The organism is Streptomyces sp. NPDC019937, assembly GCF_040631655.1.
GTDB lineage: Bacteria > Actinomycetota > Actinomycetes > Streptomycetales > Streptomycetaceae > Streptomyces.
In genome coordinates this window covers 111,456-125,649 of the sequence record NZ_JBEYAL010000023.1, presented here as the reverse complement: position 1 = coordinate 125,649, position 14,194 = coordinate 111,456, and the positions used below count along the sequence as shown (strand labels likewise).

Annotated in this window: 25 protein-coding genes; 23 read left to right on the top strand and 2 right to left on the bottom strand. The window is 67.3% G+C overall.

Annotated features, from left to right (window positions below):
- Window positions 1-2: 2 nt before the first annotated feature.
- On the bottom strand, window positions 3-563 hold the full coding sequence (locus ABZ562_RS23620; RefSeq protein WP_361483027.1) for a SigE family RNA polymerase sigma factor: 561 nt from the start codon (window positions 561-563) through the stop codon (window positions 3-5).
- A gap of 130 nt (window positions 564-693) precedes the next feature.
- Window positions 694-1,683: a GNAT family N-acetyltransferase gene (locus tag ABZ562_RS23615; protein WP_361483024.1), complete on the bottom strand. Its 990-nt coding sequence runs from the start codon at window positions 1,681-1,683 to the stop codon at window positions 694-696.
- 537 nt (window positions 1,684-2,220) lie between these two features.
- Between ABZ562_RS23615 and rpsJ the strand changes: the two genes are divergently transcribed.
- The 23 genes from rpsJ to ABZ562_RS23500 all read left to right on the top strand — a co-directional run bounded on the left by rpsJ (window position 2,221) and on the right by ABZ562_RS23500 (window position 14,074).
- Window positions 2,221-2,529 (top strand): 30S ribosomal protein S10, encoded by a 309-nt coding sequence (rpsJ, locus tag ABZ562_RS23610; protein ID WP_003948644.1) that lies wholly within the window; start codon window positions 2,221-2,223, stop codon window positions 2,527-2,529.
- Between the two features lie 13 nt (window positions 2,530-2,542).
- The gene (gene rplC / locus ABZ562_RS23605) at window positions 2,543-3,187 is read left to right on the top strand and encodes a 50S ribosomal protein L3 (RefSeq protein ID WP_361483021.1); all 645 of its coding nucleotides are present in this window, start codon (window positions 2,543-2,545) and stop codon (window positions 3,185-3,187) included.
- 8 nt (window positions 3,188-3,195) lie between these two features.
- The gene (rplD, locus tag ABZ562_RS23600) at window positions 3,196-3,849 is read left to right on the top strand and encodes a 50S ribosomal protein L4 (protein WP_361483018.1); all 654 of its coding nucleotides are present in this window, start codon (window positions 3,196-3,198) and stop codon (window positions 3,847-3,849) included.
- Complete coding sequence (gene rplW / locus ABZ562_RS23595) at window positions 3,849-4,175, top strand: 50S ribosomal protein L23 (RefSeq protein ID WP_009715880.1); 327 nt, start codon at window positions 3,849-3,851, stop codon at window positions 4,173-4,175. The genes rplD and rplW overlap by 1 nt, the downstream gene beginning before the upstream one ends.
- A gap of 48 nt (window positions 4,176-4,223) precedes the next feature.
- Window positions 4,224-5,060 (top strand): 50S ribosomal protein L2, encoded by an 837-nt coding sequence (rplB, locus tag ABZ562_RS23590; protein ID WP_055556091.1) that lies wholly within the window; start codon window positions 4,224-4,226, stop codon window positions 5,058-5,060.
- A gap of 12 nt (window positions 5,061-5,072) precedes the next feature.
- Window positions 5,073-5,354, top strand: a complete 282-nt coding sequence (gene rpsS, locus ABZ562_RS23585; RefSeq protein WP_030016988.1) for a 30S ribosomal protein S19 — start codon at window positions 5,073-5,075, stop codon at window positions 5,352-5,354.
- Between the two features lie 40 nt (window positions 5,355-5,394).
- Window positions 5,395-5,742: a 50S ribosomal protein L22 gene (rplV, locus tag ABZ562_RS23580; RefSeq protein WP_044571671.1), complete on the top strand. Its 348-nt coding sequence runs from the start codon at window positions 5,395-5,397 to the stop codon at window positions 5,740-5,742.
- Window positions 5,742-6,566, top strand: a complete 825-nt coding sequence (gene rpsC / locus ABZ562_RS23575; RefSeq protein ID WP_055556093.1) for a 30S ribosomal protein S3 — start codon at window positions 5,742-5,744, stop codon at window positions 6,564-6,566. Before rplV ends, rpsC begins: the two co-directional genes overlap by 1 nt.
- A 5-nt stretch (window positions 6,567-6,571) precedes the next feature.
- Complete coding sequence (rplP, locus tag ABZ562_RS23570; RefSeq protein ID WP_009715875.1) at window positions 6,572-6,991, top strand: 50S ribosomal protein L16; 420 nt, start codon at window positions 6,572-6,574, stop codon at window positions 6,989-6,991.
- The gene (gene rpmC, locus ABZ562_RS23565; RefSeq protein ID WP_009715874.1) at window positions 6,991-7,215 is read left to right on the top strand and encodes a 50S ribosomal protein L29; all 225 of its coding nucleotides are present in this window, start codon (window positions 6,991-6,993) and stop codon (window positions 7,213-7,215) included. Before rplP ends, rpmC begins: the two co-directional genes overlap by 1 nt.
- The gene (gene rpsQ, locus ABZ562_RS23560) at window positions 7,215-7,502 is read left to right on the top strand and encodes a 30S ribosomal protein S17 (protein WP_055556095.1); all 288 of its coding nucleotides are present in this window, start codon (window positions 7,215-7,217) and stop codon (window positions 7,500-7,502) included. The genes rpmC and rpsQ overlap by 1 nt, the downstream gene beginning before the upstream one ends.
- A gap of 105 nt (window positions 7,503-7,607) precedes the next feature.
- A complete protein-coding gene (gene rplN, locus ABZ562_RS23555) occupies window positions 7,608-7,976 on the top strand; it encodes a 50S ribosomal protein L14 (RefSeq protein ID WP_003998823.1) in 369 nt (122 codons plus the stop codon).
- 3 nt (window positions 7,977-7,979) lie between these two features.
- Window positions 7,980-8,303, top strand: a complete 324-nt coding sequence (rplX, locus tag ABZ562_RS23550) for a 50S ribosomal protein L24 (RefSeq protein ID WP_014054173.1) — start codon at window positions 7,980-7,982, stop codon at window positions 8,301-8,303.
- Window positions 8,303-8,863, top strand: coding sequence for a 50S ribosomal protein L5 (gene rplE / locus ABZ562_RS23545; protein ID WP_055556097.1), 561 nt, complete (start codon window positions 8,303-8,305; stop codon window positions 8,861-8,863). The genes rplX and rplE overlap by 1 nt, the downstream gene beginning before the upstream one ends.
- 3 nt (window positions 8,864-8,866) lie before the next feature.
- Window positions 8,867-9,052, top strand: a complete 186-nt coding sequence (locus ABZ562_RS23540) for a type Z 30S ribosomal protein S14 (protein WP_003948630.1) — start codon at window positions 8,867-8,869, stop codon at window positions 9,050-9,052.
- Between the two features lie 209 nt (window positions 9,053-9,261).
- A complete protein-coding gene (rpsH, locus tag ABZ562_RS23535; RefSeq protein ID WP_055556099.1) occupies window positions 9,262-9,660 on the top strand; it encodes a 30S ribosomal protein S8 in 399 nt (132 codons plus the stop codon).
- Between the two features lie 20 nt (window positions 9,661-9,680).
- Window positions 9,681-10,220: a 50S ribosomal protein L6 gene (gene rplF, locus ABZ562_RS23530; RefSeq protein ID WP_055556101.1), complete on the top strand. Its 540-nt coding sequence runs from the start codon at window positions 9,681-9,683 to the stop codon at window positions 10,218-10,220.
- Window positions 10,221-10,223: 3 nt separating this feature from the next.
- The gene (rplR, locus tag ABZ562_RS23525; RefSeq protein ID WP_361483008.1) at window positions 10,224-10,607 is read left to right on the top strand and encodes a 50S ribosomal protein L18; all 384 of its coding nucleotides are present in this window, start codon (window positions 10,224-10,226) and stop codon (window positions 10,605-10,607) included.
- Window positions 10,608-10,650: 43 nt separating this feature from the next.
- Window positions 10,651-11,256 carry a 30S ribosomal protein S5 gene (rpsE, locus tag ABZ562_RS23520; protein WP_009715867.1) on the top strand — a complete coding sequence of 202 codons (606 nt, stop codon included), beginning with the start codon at window positions 10,651-10,653 and terminating at the stop codon, window positions 11,254-11,256.
- Between the two features lie 2 nt (window positions 11,257-11,258).
- The gene (rpmD, locus tag ABZ562_RS23515) at window positions 11,259-11,441 is read left to right on the top strand and encodes a 50S ribosomal protein L30 (RefSeq protein WP_009715866.1); all 183 of its coding nucleotides are present in this window, start codon (window positions 11,259-11,261) and stop codon (window positions 11,439-11,441) included.
- Between the two features lies 1 nt (window position 11,442).
- Window positions 11,443-11,898 carry a 50S ribosomal protein L15 gene (rplO, locus tag ABZ562_RS23510; RefSeq protein WP_059148967.1) on the top strand — a complete coding sequence of 152 codons (456 nt, stop codon included), beginning with the start codon at window positions 11,443-11,445 and terminating at the stop codon, window positions 11,896-11,898.
- Between the two features lie 206 nt (window positions 11,899-12,104).
- Entirely contained in the window at window positions 12,105-13,418 is a 1,314-nt protein-coding gene (secY, locus tag ABZ562_RS23505) for a preprotein translocase subunit SecY (RefSeq protein ID WP_361483004.1), read from the top strand.
- The gene (locus tag ABZ562_RS23500) at window positions 13,418-14,074 is read left to right on the top strand and encodes an adenylate kinase (protein ID WP_361483001.1); all 657 of its coding nucleotides are present in this window, start codon (window positions 13,418-13,420) and stop codon (window positions 14,072-14,074) included. Before secY ends, ABZ562_RS23500 begins: the two co-directional genes overlap by 1 nt.
- Window positions 14,075-14,194 lie beyond the last annotated feature (120 nt).

Genomic DNA, 14,194 nt, shown 5'->3' with positions numbered 1-14,194 from the left:
CCTCACTTCGGCGCGGCGCGGCCGCGGACCGGCTCCGGGGCGGGCACGAGCCCGGGATCGAGCCCGGGTAATCGGGTGCGCAGCGTGCTCAGGGCCTTCGACGCCTGGCTCTTGACCGTGCCGGTGGAGCAGCCCAGCACCGCGGCGGTCTGCTCCACGCTCAGGTCCTCCAGATAGCGCAGCACGACGACCTCGCGCTGCCGCCGGGGCAGCAGCCGCAGCAGCCCGATGATCGCCCGCCCCTGGTCCACCTCCCCGACCTGGGGATACGGCCCGGACGGGCCGCCCCGGGGGGACGGTTCGGGCAGCTCCGAGTGGGGCACCTCGCGCCGCCAGTGCCGCCGCCACCAGGACGCGTGCAGATGGACCAGGGTGCGGCGGACGTACGCCTCGGGGTTCTCCTCGGCGATCCGTCCCCACTTCGGCCAGACCCGGGCCAGGGCGCTCTGCAGCAGGTCCTCGGCCAGATGCCGGTCGCCGGTCAGGAACCAGGCGGACCGCAGCAGCCGTGGCCCGCAGGCGGCGACGAACTCCTCGAACTCGGTCCAGTCGCCGCCCGCCATGCCGCCCTCGCGTGATTCGAAGCCGATCCTTCGTGTGATCCACGCACGCCGAAACGCGGTGGGGACGCGGCCGGGTTGCCCACTGTGGGTCACATCACAGGCAGCGGCGGACCTGACAGGTTTGCCGGCCTCAGTGGGTGACCAGCGCCACGAGCACCGCCAGCCAGCAGACCGCCACCAGCACCGGCAGCAGCATCATGATCGCTCCGGTGGGCGACACCTTCAGATACGCGGAGCCGGGGTCGCTGGTGCGGCGGTTGACTATCCGCTCGCCGCCGTGCCAGGCCATGTACTCCTCGAGCTCGATCACCGCCTCCTTGCGCGCCAGGAGGTACTGACGTCCGAAGCGCAGCATCTGCGAGAAGCCCAGCGATACCCCGAAGCCGATGACCGAGATGATGATCGCCAGCGCCGTGCCCAGGGTGCCGCCCGCGCCCTCCTTGCCGAGGCAGAAGGCGGTGGCGGCCGCGAGGCCCGCCGTGATGTAGAAGAAGTTGTTCAACTTCTGCCAGTTCAAGCTGTCTTCGTGCTTGTAGAGGTCCACCGCGATCCCGTACTGCGCGTGCAGCATCGCCTCGCGCGGCTTGCGCCAGACCCACACCACCCGAGGCAGCCCGTCCGGCGGGGTCATCCGGGTCAGCTCCTGGAAGCCGAGCTTGTGGTGGAAGCGCGCGGACGCGTCGTTGGGCGGGTCGTTGACCACTGCGGCGATCACGGGGCTCTCGTTCCACTGGTCGAGCACGTGGTAATAGAGCATCGAGGCGATCCCGGCCCGCGCCGCCTCGCGGGCCACGCAGATCTGCTTGATCACGAGGAAGTCGCCCAGCGCCGTCTTGATCCGGCGGTTCAGCCACTCGTCCGGCTCGACCCGGTCGGAGCTGTACGCGAGCAGGAACGCCAGGACCTGTCCGCCCTTGACCGCCACATAGAAGTGCTCGGCGGTCGTCAGCCGGGAGCGGTAGTCGGCATCGGTGTACGCCGAGACCAGGAAACCGCCCTCGGTCGAGCTCTGAGCGCCGCCCGGCCCGTCCAGGCTCCGTGACGCGGCGAGCCGGGCGATCTGCTCCACGTGCTCCTCGCCCGCCCGTAAGATGTCCACCCGCAGTGGTACCCCGGCCATCCCGATCCCCCCTCTTTCCCCCATTTTCCCGGCGCGCCGGGAAAGGTACCGCGGGCGTCGGCCGCCGCACCACGGTGCCTCGCGGAAGCACACCACGCCGGGGGCGAGGCAGATGATGCCGGGGAAACCCGATGGGGGCGGATCGGGTGGTCGTGGTTCGGTGAGGCGGGGGCGGGGTACGCTCCAGGGCCGATTCGCGGAGGCTGGGCCTCGTATGGCAGACTGTCCGGGTTGCTCGGTTGAGTGCCGATGCTGCGCGCCTCCCGCCGGGAGGACTGGAAGCGAGTCCCGCAGTACTCGTCGTCCCTGATCAGGGGCGGAAGTACGGGAATCTTCCGGGAAGTGTCAGCGGGGCCCCAGCCAGGCGCCCGGTGGGTGACTCTCTCCCCTGACCAACCCCCTTCACCAGGGATCTCTTCTGTGGAGATTTACGAGAAGGGGCGCGACACGCCCGACCGCGTGGGTCGGGAGTGGGGGAAGGGCCGCGAACGCCACCGGGTCCCAGAGCGTTACGAGAGACAGGACTACGAAGTAGCCATGGCGGGACAGAAGATCCGCATCCGGCTCAAGGCCTACGACCACGAGGTCATCGACTCCTCGGCGAAGAAGATCGTCGAGACGGTGACCCGCACTGGTGCGTCGGTCGCGGGCCCGGTGCCGCTGCCCACAGAGAAGAACGTGTACTGCGTCATCAAGTCGCCGCACAAGTACAAGGACTCGCGCGAGCACTTCGAGATGCGTACGCACAAGCGCCTCATCGACATCCTCGACCCCACGCCGAAGACCGTCGACTCGCTCATGCGTCTCGACCTGCCGGCGGGCGTCGACATCGAGATCAAGCTCTGAGGTGACGCGCGAGATGGCTAAGCAGATCAAGGGCGTCCTGGGCGAGAAGCTCGGCATGACGCAGGTCTGGGACGAGAACAACCGTGTCGTCCCGGTCACCGTCGTCAAGGCCGGTCCCTGCGTCGTGACCCAGGTCCGTACCGATGACGCCGACGGCTACGACGCCGTCCAGATCGCCTTCGGCGAGATCGACCCCCGCAAGGTGAACAAGCCCCTCAAGGGCCACTTCGCCAAGGCGGACGTCACCCCGCGCCGCCACCTGGTGGAGCTGCGTACCGCTGACGCCAGCGAGTACACGCTCGGCCAGGAGGTCACCGCCGAGGTGTTCGAGTCCGGTGTGAAGGTCGACGTGACCGGCACCAGCAAGGGCAAGGGCACCGCCGGTGTCATGAAGCGCCACGGCTTCGGCGGCCTCGGCGCCGGCCACGGCACCCAGCGCAAGCACCGCTCGCCGGGCTCGATCGGTGGCTGCGCCACCCCGGGCCGCGTGTTCAAGGGCCTGCGCATGGCGGGCCGCATGGGCAACGAGCGGGTCACCACCCAGAACCTGACCGTCCATGCCGTTGACGCGGAGAAGGGTCTGCTCCTGATCAAGGGAGCGGTTCCTGGTCCGAACGGCGGCCTCGTCCTGGTCCGTACCGCGGCCAAGGGGGCCTGAGGTAACCGATGAGCACCATTGACATCCTTTCGCCGGCGGGCGACAAGGCCGGGACCGTCGAGCTCCCCACGGAGATCTTCGACGCGCAGGTCAGCATTCCGCTGATCCACCAGGTCGTCGTCGCCCAGCTGGCCGCTGCCCGTCAGGGCACGCACAAGACCAAGACCCGCGGTGAAGTCCGCGGCGGTGGCAAGAAGCCGTACCGCCAGAAGGGCACCGGCCGGGCCCGTCAGGGTTCGACCCGGGCGCCGCAGTTCGCCGGCGGTGGCGTCGTGCACGGCCCCGTGCCGCGCGACTACAGCCAGCGCACCCCGAAGAAGATGAAGGCCGCCGCGCTGCGCGGAGCCCTCTCGGACCGGGCGCGCCACAGCCGCGTTCACGTCGTGACCGGCGTGGTCGAGGGCGACATCTCCACCAAGGCCGCGAAGGCCCTGCTGGGCAAGATCAGCGAGCGCAAGCACGTGCTGCTGGTCGCCGAGCGGAGCGACGAGGCCGCGTGGCTGTCCGCCCGCAACCTGCCCCAGGTGCACATCCTGGAGCCGGGCCAGCTGAACACGTACGACGTGCTCGTCTCCGATGACGTGGTCTTCACCAAGGCCGCCTTCGAGTCCTTCGTGGCTGGTCCCAAGGCCGCTGAGAAGACCGAAGGGAGCGCCGCCTGATGAGTGAGGCGACCGCTGTCACCAGCAAGACCTTCACCGACCCCCGCGACGTTCTCGTCAAGCCGGTGGTCTCGGAGAAGAGCTACGCGCTGCTGGACGAGAACAAGTACACGTTCATCGTCGACCCGCGCGCGAACAAGACCCAGATCAAGCAGGCCGTCGAGGCGGTCTTCTCGGTCAAGGTCACCGGGGTCAACACGATCAACCGGCAGGGCAAGCGCAAGCGCACCCGCACCGGTTACGGCAAGCGCAAGGACACCAAGCGCGCCATCGTGACCCTTGCCGAGGGCGACCGTATCGACATCTTCGGCGGCCCGACCTCCTGACGGAGGCCGGAATCGTCCAGAAGTCCGGAATATTCCGAGGACTGAGAAATGGGTATCCGCAAGTACAAGCCGACGACCCCGGGCCGTCGTGGCTCCAGCGTCGCCGACTTCGTCGAGATCACGCGGTCCACGCCGGAGAAGTCGCTGGTCCGCCCGCTGCACAGCAAGGGCGGTCGTAACAACGCCGGTCGCGTCACGGTCCGCCACCAGGGTGGCGGTCACAAGCGTGCGTACCGCGTGATCGACTTCCGCCGTCACGACAAGGACGGCGTCCCGGCGAAGGTCGCGCACATCGAGTACGACCCCAACCGCACCGCGCGCATCGCGCTGCTGCACTACGTGGACGGCGAGAAGCGCTACATCCTCGCCCCGCGTGGCCTGAAGCAGGGCGACCGGATCGAGAACGGCCCCGGGGCCGACATCAAGCCGGGCAACAACCTGTCGCTGCGCAACATCCCGGTCGGTACCACGCTCCACGCGATCGAGCTGCGGCCCGGTGGCGGCGCGAAGTTCGCCCGTTCCGCGGGTGCCTCCGTGCAGCTGCTGGCGAAGGAGGGCTCCATGGCCCACCTCCGCATGCCGTCCGGTGAGATCCGCCTGGTCGACGTCCGCTGCCGCGCCACCGTCGGCGAGGTCGGCAACGCCGAGCAGTCGAACATCAACTGGGGCAAGGCCGGCCGCATGCGCTGGAAGGGCGTCCGCCCGACCGTTCGTGGTGTGGTCATGAACCCCGTCGACCACCCGCACGGTGGTGGTGAGGGCAAGACCTCCGGTGGTCGCCACCCGGTCTCGCCGTGGGGTCAGAAGGAGGGCCGTACTCGCTCGCCGAAGAAGGCCAGCAACAAGTACATCGTCCGCCGCCGCAAGACGAACAAGAAGCGCTAGGAGCGGGTTTAGATGCCGCGTAGTCTCAAGAAGGGGCCCTTCGTCGACGACCACCTGAGCAAGAAGGTGGACACGCAGAACGAAGCCGGCACCAAGAACGTCATCAAGACCTGGTCCCGCCGCTCGATGATCGTCCCGGCCATGCTCGGCCACACGATCGCGGTGCACGACGGCCGCAAGCACGTCCCGGTGTTCGTCACCGAGTCGATGGTCGGCCACAAGCTCGGCGAGTTCGCGCCGACCCGCACCTTCCGCGGCCACGAGAAGGACGACCGCAAGTCGCGTCGTCGCTGATCGGCGGAAGAGACTCATGACAGACACCGAAGGGACAACCATGGAAGCCAGGGCCCAGGCGCGGTACATCCGCGTCACGCCCATGAAGGCCCGCCGCGTGGTGGACCTCATCCGTGGCATGAATGCCACGGAGGCTCAGGCGGTCCTGCGTTTCGCCCCGCAGGCCGCGAGCGTGCCGGTCGGCAAGGTGCTGGACAGCGCCATCGCCAACGCCGCGCACAACTACGACCACACCGACGCCGACAGCCTCGTCATCTCCGAGGCCTATGTCGACGAGGGCCCGACCCTGAAGCGTTTCCGTCCGCGCGCCCAGGGCCGCGCCTACCGGATCCGCAAGCGGACCAGCCACATCACCGTGGTCGTCAGCAGCAAGGAAGGAACCCGGTAATGGGCCAGAAGGTTAACCCGCACGGGTTCCGGCTCGGCATCACCACCGACTTCAAGTCGCGTTGGTACGCCGACAAGCTGTACAAGGACTACGTCAAGGAAGACGTCGCCATCCGCCGGATGATGACGAAGGGCATGGAGCGCGCCGGTATCTCCAAGGTGGAGATCGAGCGCACCCGTGACCGCGTCCGCGTCGACATCCACACCGCCCGGCCGGGCATCGTCATCGGCCGCCGCGGCGCGGAGGCCGACCGTATCCGCGGCGAGCTGGAGAAGCTCACCGGCAAGCAGGTGCAGCTGAACATCCTCGAGGTCAAGAACCCCGAGGTGGACGCTCAGCTGGTGGCCCAGGCCGTCGCCGAGCAGCTGTCCTCCCGCGTCTCCTTCCGTCGTGCGATGCGTAAGAGCATGCAGAGCTCGATGAAGGCCGGTGCCAAGGGCATCAAGATCCAGTGTGGTGGCCGTCTCGGCGGCGCCGAGATGTCCCGCTCGGAGTTCTACCGCGAGGGCCGCGTGCCCCTGCACACGCTCCGCGCGAACGTCGACTACGGCTTCTTCGAGGCCAAGACCACCTTCGGCCGCATCGGCGTCAAGGTGTGGATCTACAAGGGCGACGTCAAGAACATCGCCGAGGTCCGCGCCGAGAACGCCGCCGCCCGCGCCGGCAACCGCCCGTCGCGCGGCAGCGACCGTCCGCAGCGCCGTGGTGGCGAGCGTGGCGGCCGTGGCCGTAAGCCGCAGCAGCAGAACGCCGCTGCCGAGGCCCCCAAGGCCGAGGCCGCCGCCGCTGCTCCGGCTGCTGAGAGCACCGGAACGGAGGCCTGACCGACATGCTGATCCCTCGCAGGGTCAAGCACCGCAAGCAGCACCACCCCAAGCGGTCCGGCATGGCCAAGGGCGGCACGGAGCTGGCGTTCGGGGAGTACGGCATCCAGGCCGTCACCCCGGCGTACGTCACGAACCGTCAGATCGAGGCCGCTCGTATCGCGATGACCCGCCACATCAAGCGTGGCGGCAAGGTCTGGATCAACATCTACCCGGACCGTCCGCTGACGAAGAAGCCCGCCGAGACCCGCATGGGTTCCGGTAAGGGCTCGCCGGAGTGGTGGGTCGCGAACGTCAAGCCCGGTCGGGTGATGTTCGAGCTGTCCTACCCGAACGAGAAGACTGCGCGTGAGGCGCTCACCCGCGCTGCTCACAAGCTCCCGATGAAGTGCCGGATCGTGCGGCGCGAGGCAGGTGAGTCGTGATGGCGGCCGGTACCAAGGCGTCCGAGCTGCGTGAGCTGAACAACGAGGACCTCGTTGGCAAGCTCCGTGAGGCCAAGGAAGAGCTGTTCAACCTCCGTTTCCAGGCGGCGACCGGACAGCTCGAGAACCACGGCCGGCTGAAGGCCGTCCGCAAGGACATCGCCCGGATCTACACCCTGATGCGGGAGCGCGAGCTCGGCATCGAGACGGTGGAGAGCGCCTGATGAGCGAGACGAATGTGACTGAGAACGCAACGCAGAGCCGCGGCTTCCGCAAGACCCGTGAGGGTCTGGTCGTCAGCGACAAGATGGACAAGACCGTCGTCGTCGCCGTCGAGGACCGCGTCAAGCACGCGCTGTACGGCAAGGTCATCCGCCGTACCAACAAGCTCAAGGCGCACGACGAGCAGAACGCCGCGGGTGTCGGCGACCGCGTCCTCCTCATGGAGACCCGGCCGCTGTCCGCGACGAAGCGCTGGCGCGTCGTCGAGATCCTCGAGAAGGCCAAGTAATTCCTGCGGGGCAAGCCCGCAGGACAGTTCCGCCAGGCTTGGCAGGGGCTCGCACGGTAAGTGCCGAGCCCCTGCCGGGAACCGGCAGACGATCAGGAGATAGACGTGATCCAGCAGGAGTCGCGACTGCGCGTCGCCGACAACACGGGGGCGAAGGAAATCCTTTGCATCCGTGTTCTCGGTGGCTCGGGTCGCCGCTACGCGGGCATTGGTGACGTCATCGTCGCCACCGTGAAGGACGCGATCCCCGGTGGCAACGTGAAGAAGGGTGACGTCGTCAAGGCGGTCATCGTGCGCACCGTGAAGGAGCGCCGCCGCCCGGACGGTTCGTACATCCGCTTCGACGAGAACGCGGCCGTCATCCTCAAGAACGATGGCGACCCCCGCGGCACCCGTATTTTCGGCCCCGTGGGCCGTGAGCTGCGCGAGAAGAAGTTCATGAAGATCATCTCCCTCGCGCCGGAGGTGCTGTAACCGATGAAGATCAAGAAGGGCGACCTGGTCCAGGTCATCACCGGTAAGGACAAGGGCAAGCAGGGCAAGGTCATCGCGGCCTTCCCCCGCGAGGACCGGGTCCTGGTCGAGGGTGTCAACCGGGTCAAGAAGCACACCAAGGCCGGACAGACCGCTCGTGGGTCGAAGACCGGCGGCATCGTGACGACCGAGGCCCCGATCCACGTGAGCAACGTCCAGCTCGTGGTGGAGAAGGACGGCAACAAGGTTGTCACCCGCGTCGGGTACCGCTTCGACGACGAGGGCAACAAGATCCGCGTTGCCAAGCGGACCGGTGAGGACATCTGATGACTGCCACCACCAACGCACCGCGTCTCAAGACGCGCTACCGCGAAGAGATCCAGGGCAAGCTGCAGGAGCAGTTCTCGTACGGGAACGTCATGCAGATCCCGGGCCTCACCAAGGTCGTGGTCAACATGGGTGTGGGCGACGCCGCCCGCGACTCCAAGCTGATCGAGGGCGCCATCCGCGACCTCACCACGATCACCGGCCAGAAGCCGGCCGTCACCAAGGCCCGTAAGTCCATCGCGCAGTTCAAGCTGCGTGAGGGCCAGCCGATCGGTGCCCACGTCACCCTCCGCGGTGACCGCATGTGGGAGTTCCTGGACCGCCTGGTGTCGCTCGCGCTGCCGCGCATCCGCGACTTCCGCGGTCTGTCGCCGAAGCAGTTCGACGGCCGGGGCAACTACACCTTCGGTCTCACGGAGCAGGTCATGTTCCACGAGATCGACCAGGACAAGATCGACCGCGTCCGGGGTATGGACATCACCGTGGTGACCACGGCGACCAACGACGAAGAGGGCCGGGCCCTGCTGCGTCACCTCGGCTTCCCGTTCAAGGAGGCGTGAGCCGTGGCGAAGAAGGCTCTCATTGCGAAGGCCGCCCGCAAGCCGAAGTTCGGCGTGCGCGGCTACACCCGCTGCCAGCGCTGCGGCCGTCCGCACTCCGTGTACCGCAAGTTCGGCCTGTGCCGCGTGTGCCTTCGTGAGATGGCTCACCGTGGCGAGCTGCCGGGCGTGACCAAGAGCTCCTGGTAATCAGCCTGTAAAGGCTGGTAACCGGGCTCTCGGTAAGCAATGGATGGCGAGCCCCGCCCGTTCACTCCCGTAGAGTGGAAGGGTTGGGCGCTCGCCGCCCAGAATCCTTACTACGCCGTAGGTCCCCGCGCCGCACCCGTGCCCACCGTGAGATGGGTGAGAGGGATGGCGCATACAGGAAACCCCGGCGAGAGAGGCCGAAGGCCATCATGACCATGACCGATCCGATCGCAGACATGCTGACGCGTCTGCGAAACGCGAACTCGGCGTACCACGACTCCGTCGTGATGCCGCACAGCAAGATCAAGTCGCACATCGCGGAGATCCTCCAGCAGGAGGGCTACATCACCGGCTGGAAGGTCGAGGACGCCGAGGTCGGCAAGAACCTCACCCTCGAGCTGAAGTTCGGTCCGAACCGCGAGCGCTCGATCGCCGGCATCAAGCGGATTTCGAAGCCGGGCCTGCGGGTCTACGCAAAGTCCACCAACCTGCCGAAGGTGCTCGGCGGCCTGGGCGTGGCGATCATCTCCACGTCGCACGGGCTCCTCACCGACAAGCAGGCCGGCAAGAAGGGCGTGGGTGGGGAAGTCCTCGCCTACGTCTGGTAACCAGGGAACGGAGGAAGCACATGTCGCGCATTGGCAAGCTGCCCATCCAGGTTCCCGCTGGTGTGGACGTCACCATCGATGGCCGCACGGTCGCCGTGAAGGGCCCCAAGGGCTCCCTCTCGCACACCGTCGCCGCGCCGATCGATGTCGCCAAGGGTGAGGACAACTCTCTCGTTGTCACCCGCCCGAACGACGAGCGTCAGAACAAGGCCCTCCACGGCCTGTCCCGCACGCTGGTGGCGAACATGATCACCGGCGTGACCCAGGGCTACAGCAAGGCGCTCGAGATCAGCGGTGTCGGTTACCGCGTCCAGGCGAAGGGCTCCAACCTGGAGTTCTCGCTGGGCTACAGCCACCCGATCCTGGTGGAGGCCCCCGAGGGCATCTCCTTCAAGGTGGAGTCCCCGACCAAGCTGAGCGTCGAGGGTATCGACAAGCAGAAGGTCGGCGAGGTCGCCGCGAACATCCGCAAGCTGCGCCGCCCGGACCCGTACAAGGCCAAGGGCGTCAAGTACGCGGGCGAGGTCATCCGCCGCAAGGTCGGAAAGGCTGGTAAGTAAGCCATGGCATACGGTGTGAAGATCGCTAAGGGCGACGCGCGCAAGGCCGCGGCCGTCAAGCGCCGTCACATCCGCGTCCGCAAGCGGGTGTCCGGCACGCCGGAGCGCCCCCGCCTCGTCGTGACGCGCTCCAACCGTCACATGGTGGCCCAGGTCATCGACGACATCGCGGGCCACACGCTGGCCTCGGCGTCGACCCTGGACACCTCCATCCGCGGCGGAGAGGGTGACAAGAGCGCCCAGGCCAAGCAGGTCGGCGCCCTGGTCGCCGAGCGGGCCAAGGCCGCGGGTGTCGAGGCGGTCGTGTTCGACCGCGGTGGCAACAGGTACGCCGGGCGCATCGCCGCCCTGGCGGACGCTGCCCGTGAGGCCGGGCTGCAGTTCTGAGCCCCGGTTCCAACGCAATGCGGAAACGAGAGAGGTAAATCCAATGGCTGGACCCCAGCGCCGCGGTGGCGGCGCCGGTGGCGGCGAGCGGCGGGACCGGAAGGACCGGCGGGACGGCGGCGCAGCTGCCGAGAAGACCGCTTACGTCGAGCGTGTTGTCGCGATCAACCGCGTCGCCAAGGTTGTGAAGGGTGGTCGTCGCTTCAGCTTCACCGCGCTGGTCGTGGTGGGCGACGGTGACGGCACCGTGGGTGTCGGTTACGGCAAGGCCAAGGAGGTGCCGGCCGCGATCGCCAAGGGCGTGGAGGAGGCCAAGAAGCACTTCTTCAAGGTCCCCCGGATCGCCGGCACCATCCCGCACCCGATCCAGGGTGAGGAGGCCGCGGGTGTCGTGCTGCTCAAGCCGGCGTCCCCCGGTACCGGTGTGATCGCCGGTGGCCCGGTGCGTGCCGTTCTGGAGTGCGCGGGCATCCACGACGTGCTGAGCAAGTCGCTCGGCTCGTCGAACCCGATCAACATCGTGCACGCCACGCGAGCCGCTCTGCAGGGCCTTCAGCGCCCCGAGGAGATCGCCGCCCGTCGTGGTCTGCCGCTCGAGGACGTCGCTCCCGCCGCTCTGCTGCGGGCGCGTGCCGGGGTGGGTGTGTGAGCATGGCCCGCCTCAAGATCACGCAGACGAAGTCGTACATCGGCAGCAAGCAGAACCACCGCGACACCCTGCGTTCGCTCGGGCTGAAGAAGCTCGGCGACGTGGTTGTCAAGGAGGACCGCCCCGAGTTCCGCGGCATGGCGACCACCGTGCGGCACCTCGTGACGGTCGAGGAGGTCGACTGACATGGCGGAGAACAACCCGCTGAAGGTCCACAACCTCCGGCCCGCCCCGGGCGCCAAGACCGCCAAGACCCGTGTCGGTCGTGGTGAGGCGTCCAAGGGTAAGACCGCTGGTCGTGGTACCAAGGGCACCAAGGCCCGCTACCAGGTTCCGGAGCGCTTCGAGGGTGGGCAGATGCCCCTCCACATGCGTCTCCCGAAGCTGAAGGGCTTCAAGAACCCCTTCCGCACCGAGTACCAGGTCGTGAACCTGGACAAGCTGGCCGCGCTCTACCCGCAGGGTGGCGAGGTCACGGTGGCCGACCTGGTCGCCAAGGGTGCGGTGCGCAAGAACCAGCTCGTCAAGGTGCTGGGCTCCGGTGAGGTCTCCGTGGCGCTCCAGGTGACGGTCGACGCCGTCTCCGGCTCCGCCAAGGAGAAGATCACCGCTGCCGGCGGCACCGTCACCGAGCTCGTCTGAGCAACGTGCGAAACTGGCCGGGGATGCCCCAGATTCGGGGCATCCCCGGTTGGTCGTTCCTAGGGGGGCCCGGTCGCCGGTAAGGTGGCATGCGCTGTTACCTTCCGTGCGGTACGTCTCCGTACGGGTCCTGGCTGATAAGTATTCGTCGATCCTCAAGACCGTCACCTCTCGCGCAACGAACCGCGGGGGGCGCAGGAGGCACCGTGCTCACCGCGTTCGCCCGGGCGTTCAAGACGCCCGACCTGCGCAAGAAGCTGCTGTTCACGCTGGCCATCATCGTGCTCTTCCGGCTCGGGCAACATGTCCCGATCCCGGGCATCGACTACAAGAACGTCCAGACGTGCATGGACTTGGCCAAGGGTCAGCAGGGGCTGTTCGGCCTGGTCAACATGTTCAGTGGTGGCGCACTGCTCCAGATCACCATCTTCGCGCTCGGGATCATGCCGTACATCACGGCGAGCATCATCCTGCAGCTGCTGACCGTGGTGATTCCGCGTCTGGAGGCCCTCAAGAAGGAGGGCCAGACCGGGCAGGCGAAGATCACGCAGTACACCCGTTACCTGACCGTCGCGCTGGCGATCCTCCAGGGCACCGGTCTGGTCGCCACCGCGCGCAGCGGTTCGCTGTTCCAGAGCTGCCCGGTCGGTGGTCAGATCGTCCGGGATGATTCGATCTTCACCACCGCCGTGATGGTCATCACGATGACCGCCGGCACCGCGCTGATCATGTGGCTCGGTGAGCTGGTCACCGACCGCGGCATCGGCAACGGCATGTCGATCCTGATGTTCGTCTCGATCGCCGCCGGTTTCCCCAGCGCCATGTGGAGCATCAAGCAGCAGGGCAAGATCATGGACGGCTGGCTGGAGTTCGGCCTGGTGATCGTCTGTGGTCTGGCCATGGTCGGCCTGGTGGTCTTCGTCGAGCAGGCGCAGCGCCGCATCCCGGTGCAGTACGCCAAGCGGATGATCGGCCGTCGTAGCTACGGCGGCACGTCGACCTACATCCCGATGAAGGTGAACCAGGCGGGTGTGATCCCCGTGATCTTCGCCTCGTCCCTGCTCTACATTCCGGCGCTGATCGTTCAGTTCAGCCAGTCCAAGGCGGGCTGGGCGCAGTGGATCTCGCAGAACCTGGTCAAGGGCGACCACCCGATCTACATCACCGCGTACTTCTTGCTGATCGTCTTCTTCGCGTTCTTCTACGTCGCCATCAGCTTCAACCCCGAAGAAGTTGCCGACAACATGAAGAAGTATGGTGGGTTCATCCCGGGTATTCGGGCTGGTCGTCCCACTGCTGAGTATCTGAGCTACGTGCTGAACCGCATCACGTGGCCCGGTGCGCTCTATCTGGGTCTGATCGCCCTGGTGCCCACGGTGGCGCTGGTGACGCTCAATGCCAATCAGAACTTCCCGTTCGGCGGCACGAGCATCCTGATCATCGTGGGTGTCGGCCTGGAGACCGTGAAGCAGATCGAGAGCCAGCTTCAGCAGCGACACTACGAAGGGTTCCTCCGCTGATGCGAATCGTCCTCGTCGGGCCTCCTGGAGCGGGCAAGGGTACGCAGGCCGCGTATCTGGCCAAAAACCTGTCGATCCCGCACATCTCCACGGGCGACCTGTTCCGCGCGAACATCAGCCAGGGCACGCCGCTCGGCAAGCAGGCGCAGGAGTACATGCGGGCCGGTCAGCTGGTCCCGGACGAGGTCACCGTCGGCATGGCCGAGGACCGGATGGGCCAGCCGGACGCGTCGGGCGGCTTCCTGCTCGACGGCTTCCCGCGCAACCTGGCCCAGGCCGAGGCGCTGGACGCCTTCCTGCGGGCCAACGAGCTGACGCTCGACGCGGTGCTGGACCTGGAGGTCCCGGAGGACGAGGTGGTCAAGCGCATCGCCGGCCGCCGTACCTGCCGCAACGACAGCGCGCACACCTTCCACGTGGAGTACAAGAAGCCCGAGGCCGAGGGCGTGTGCGACGTGTGCGGCGGTGAGCTGTACCAGCGCGAGGACGACAGCGAGGAAACCGTCCGCAAGCGCCTCGAGGTCTACCACCGCGAGACCGAGCCGATCATCGACTACTACCGGGCCAAGGGCCAGGTCGTGACGATCCCGGCGCTCGGCGCGGTGTCCGAGGTCACGCAGCGCGCGATGGGCGCCCTGGCGGCCAAGGCGGCCTGACGCACCCCTTTGCGGCTAAACCGCCGCCGCTCTCGCGGACCTGGTTGCTCGCCGTAGGGGTTGCTCAATTGATGGTTACTGTCAGTACGGCCGCGAGCCCTGAGGTCTCGCGGCCGTACT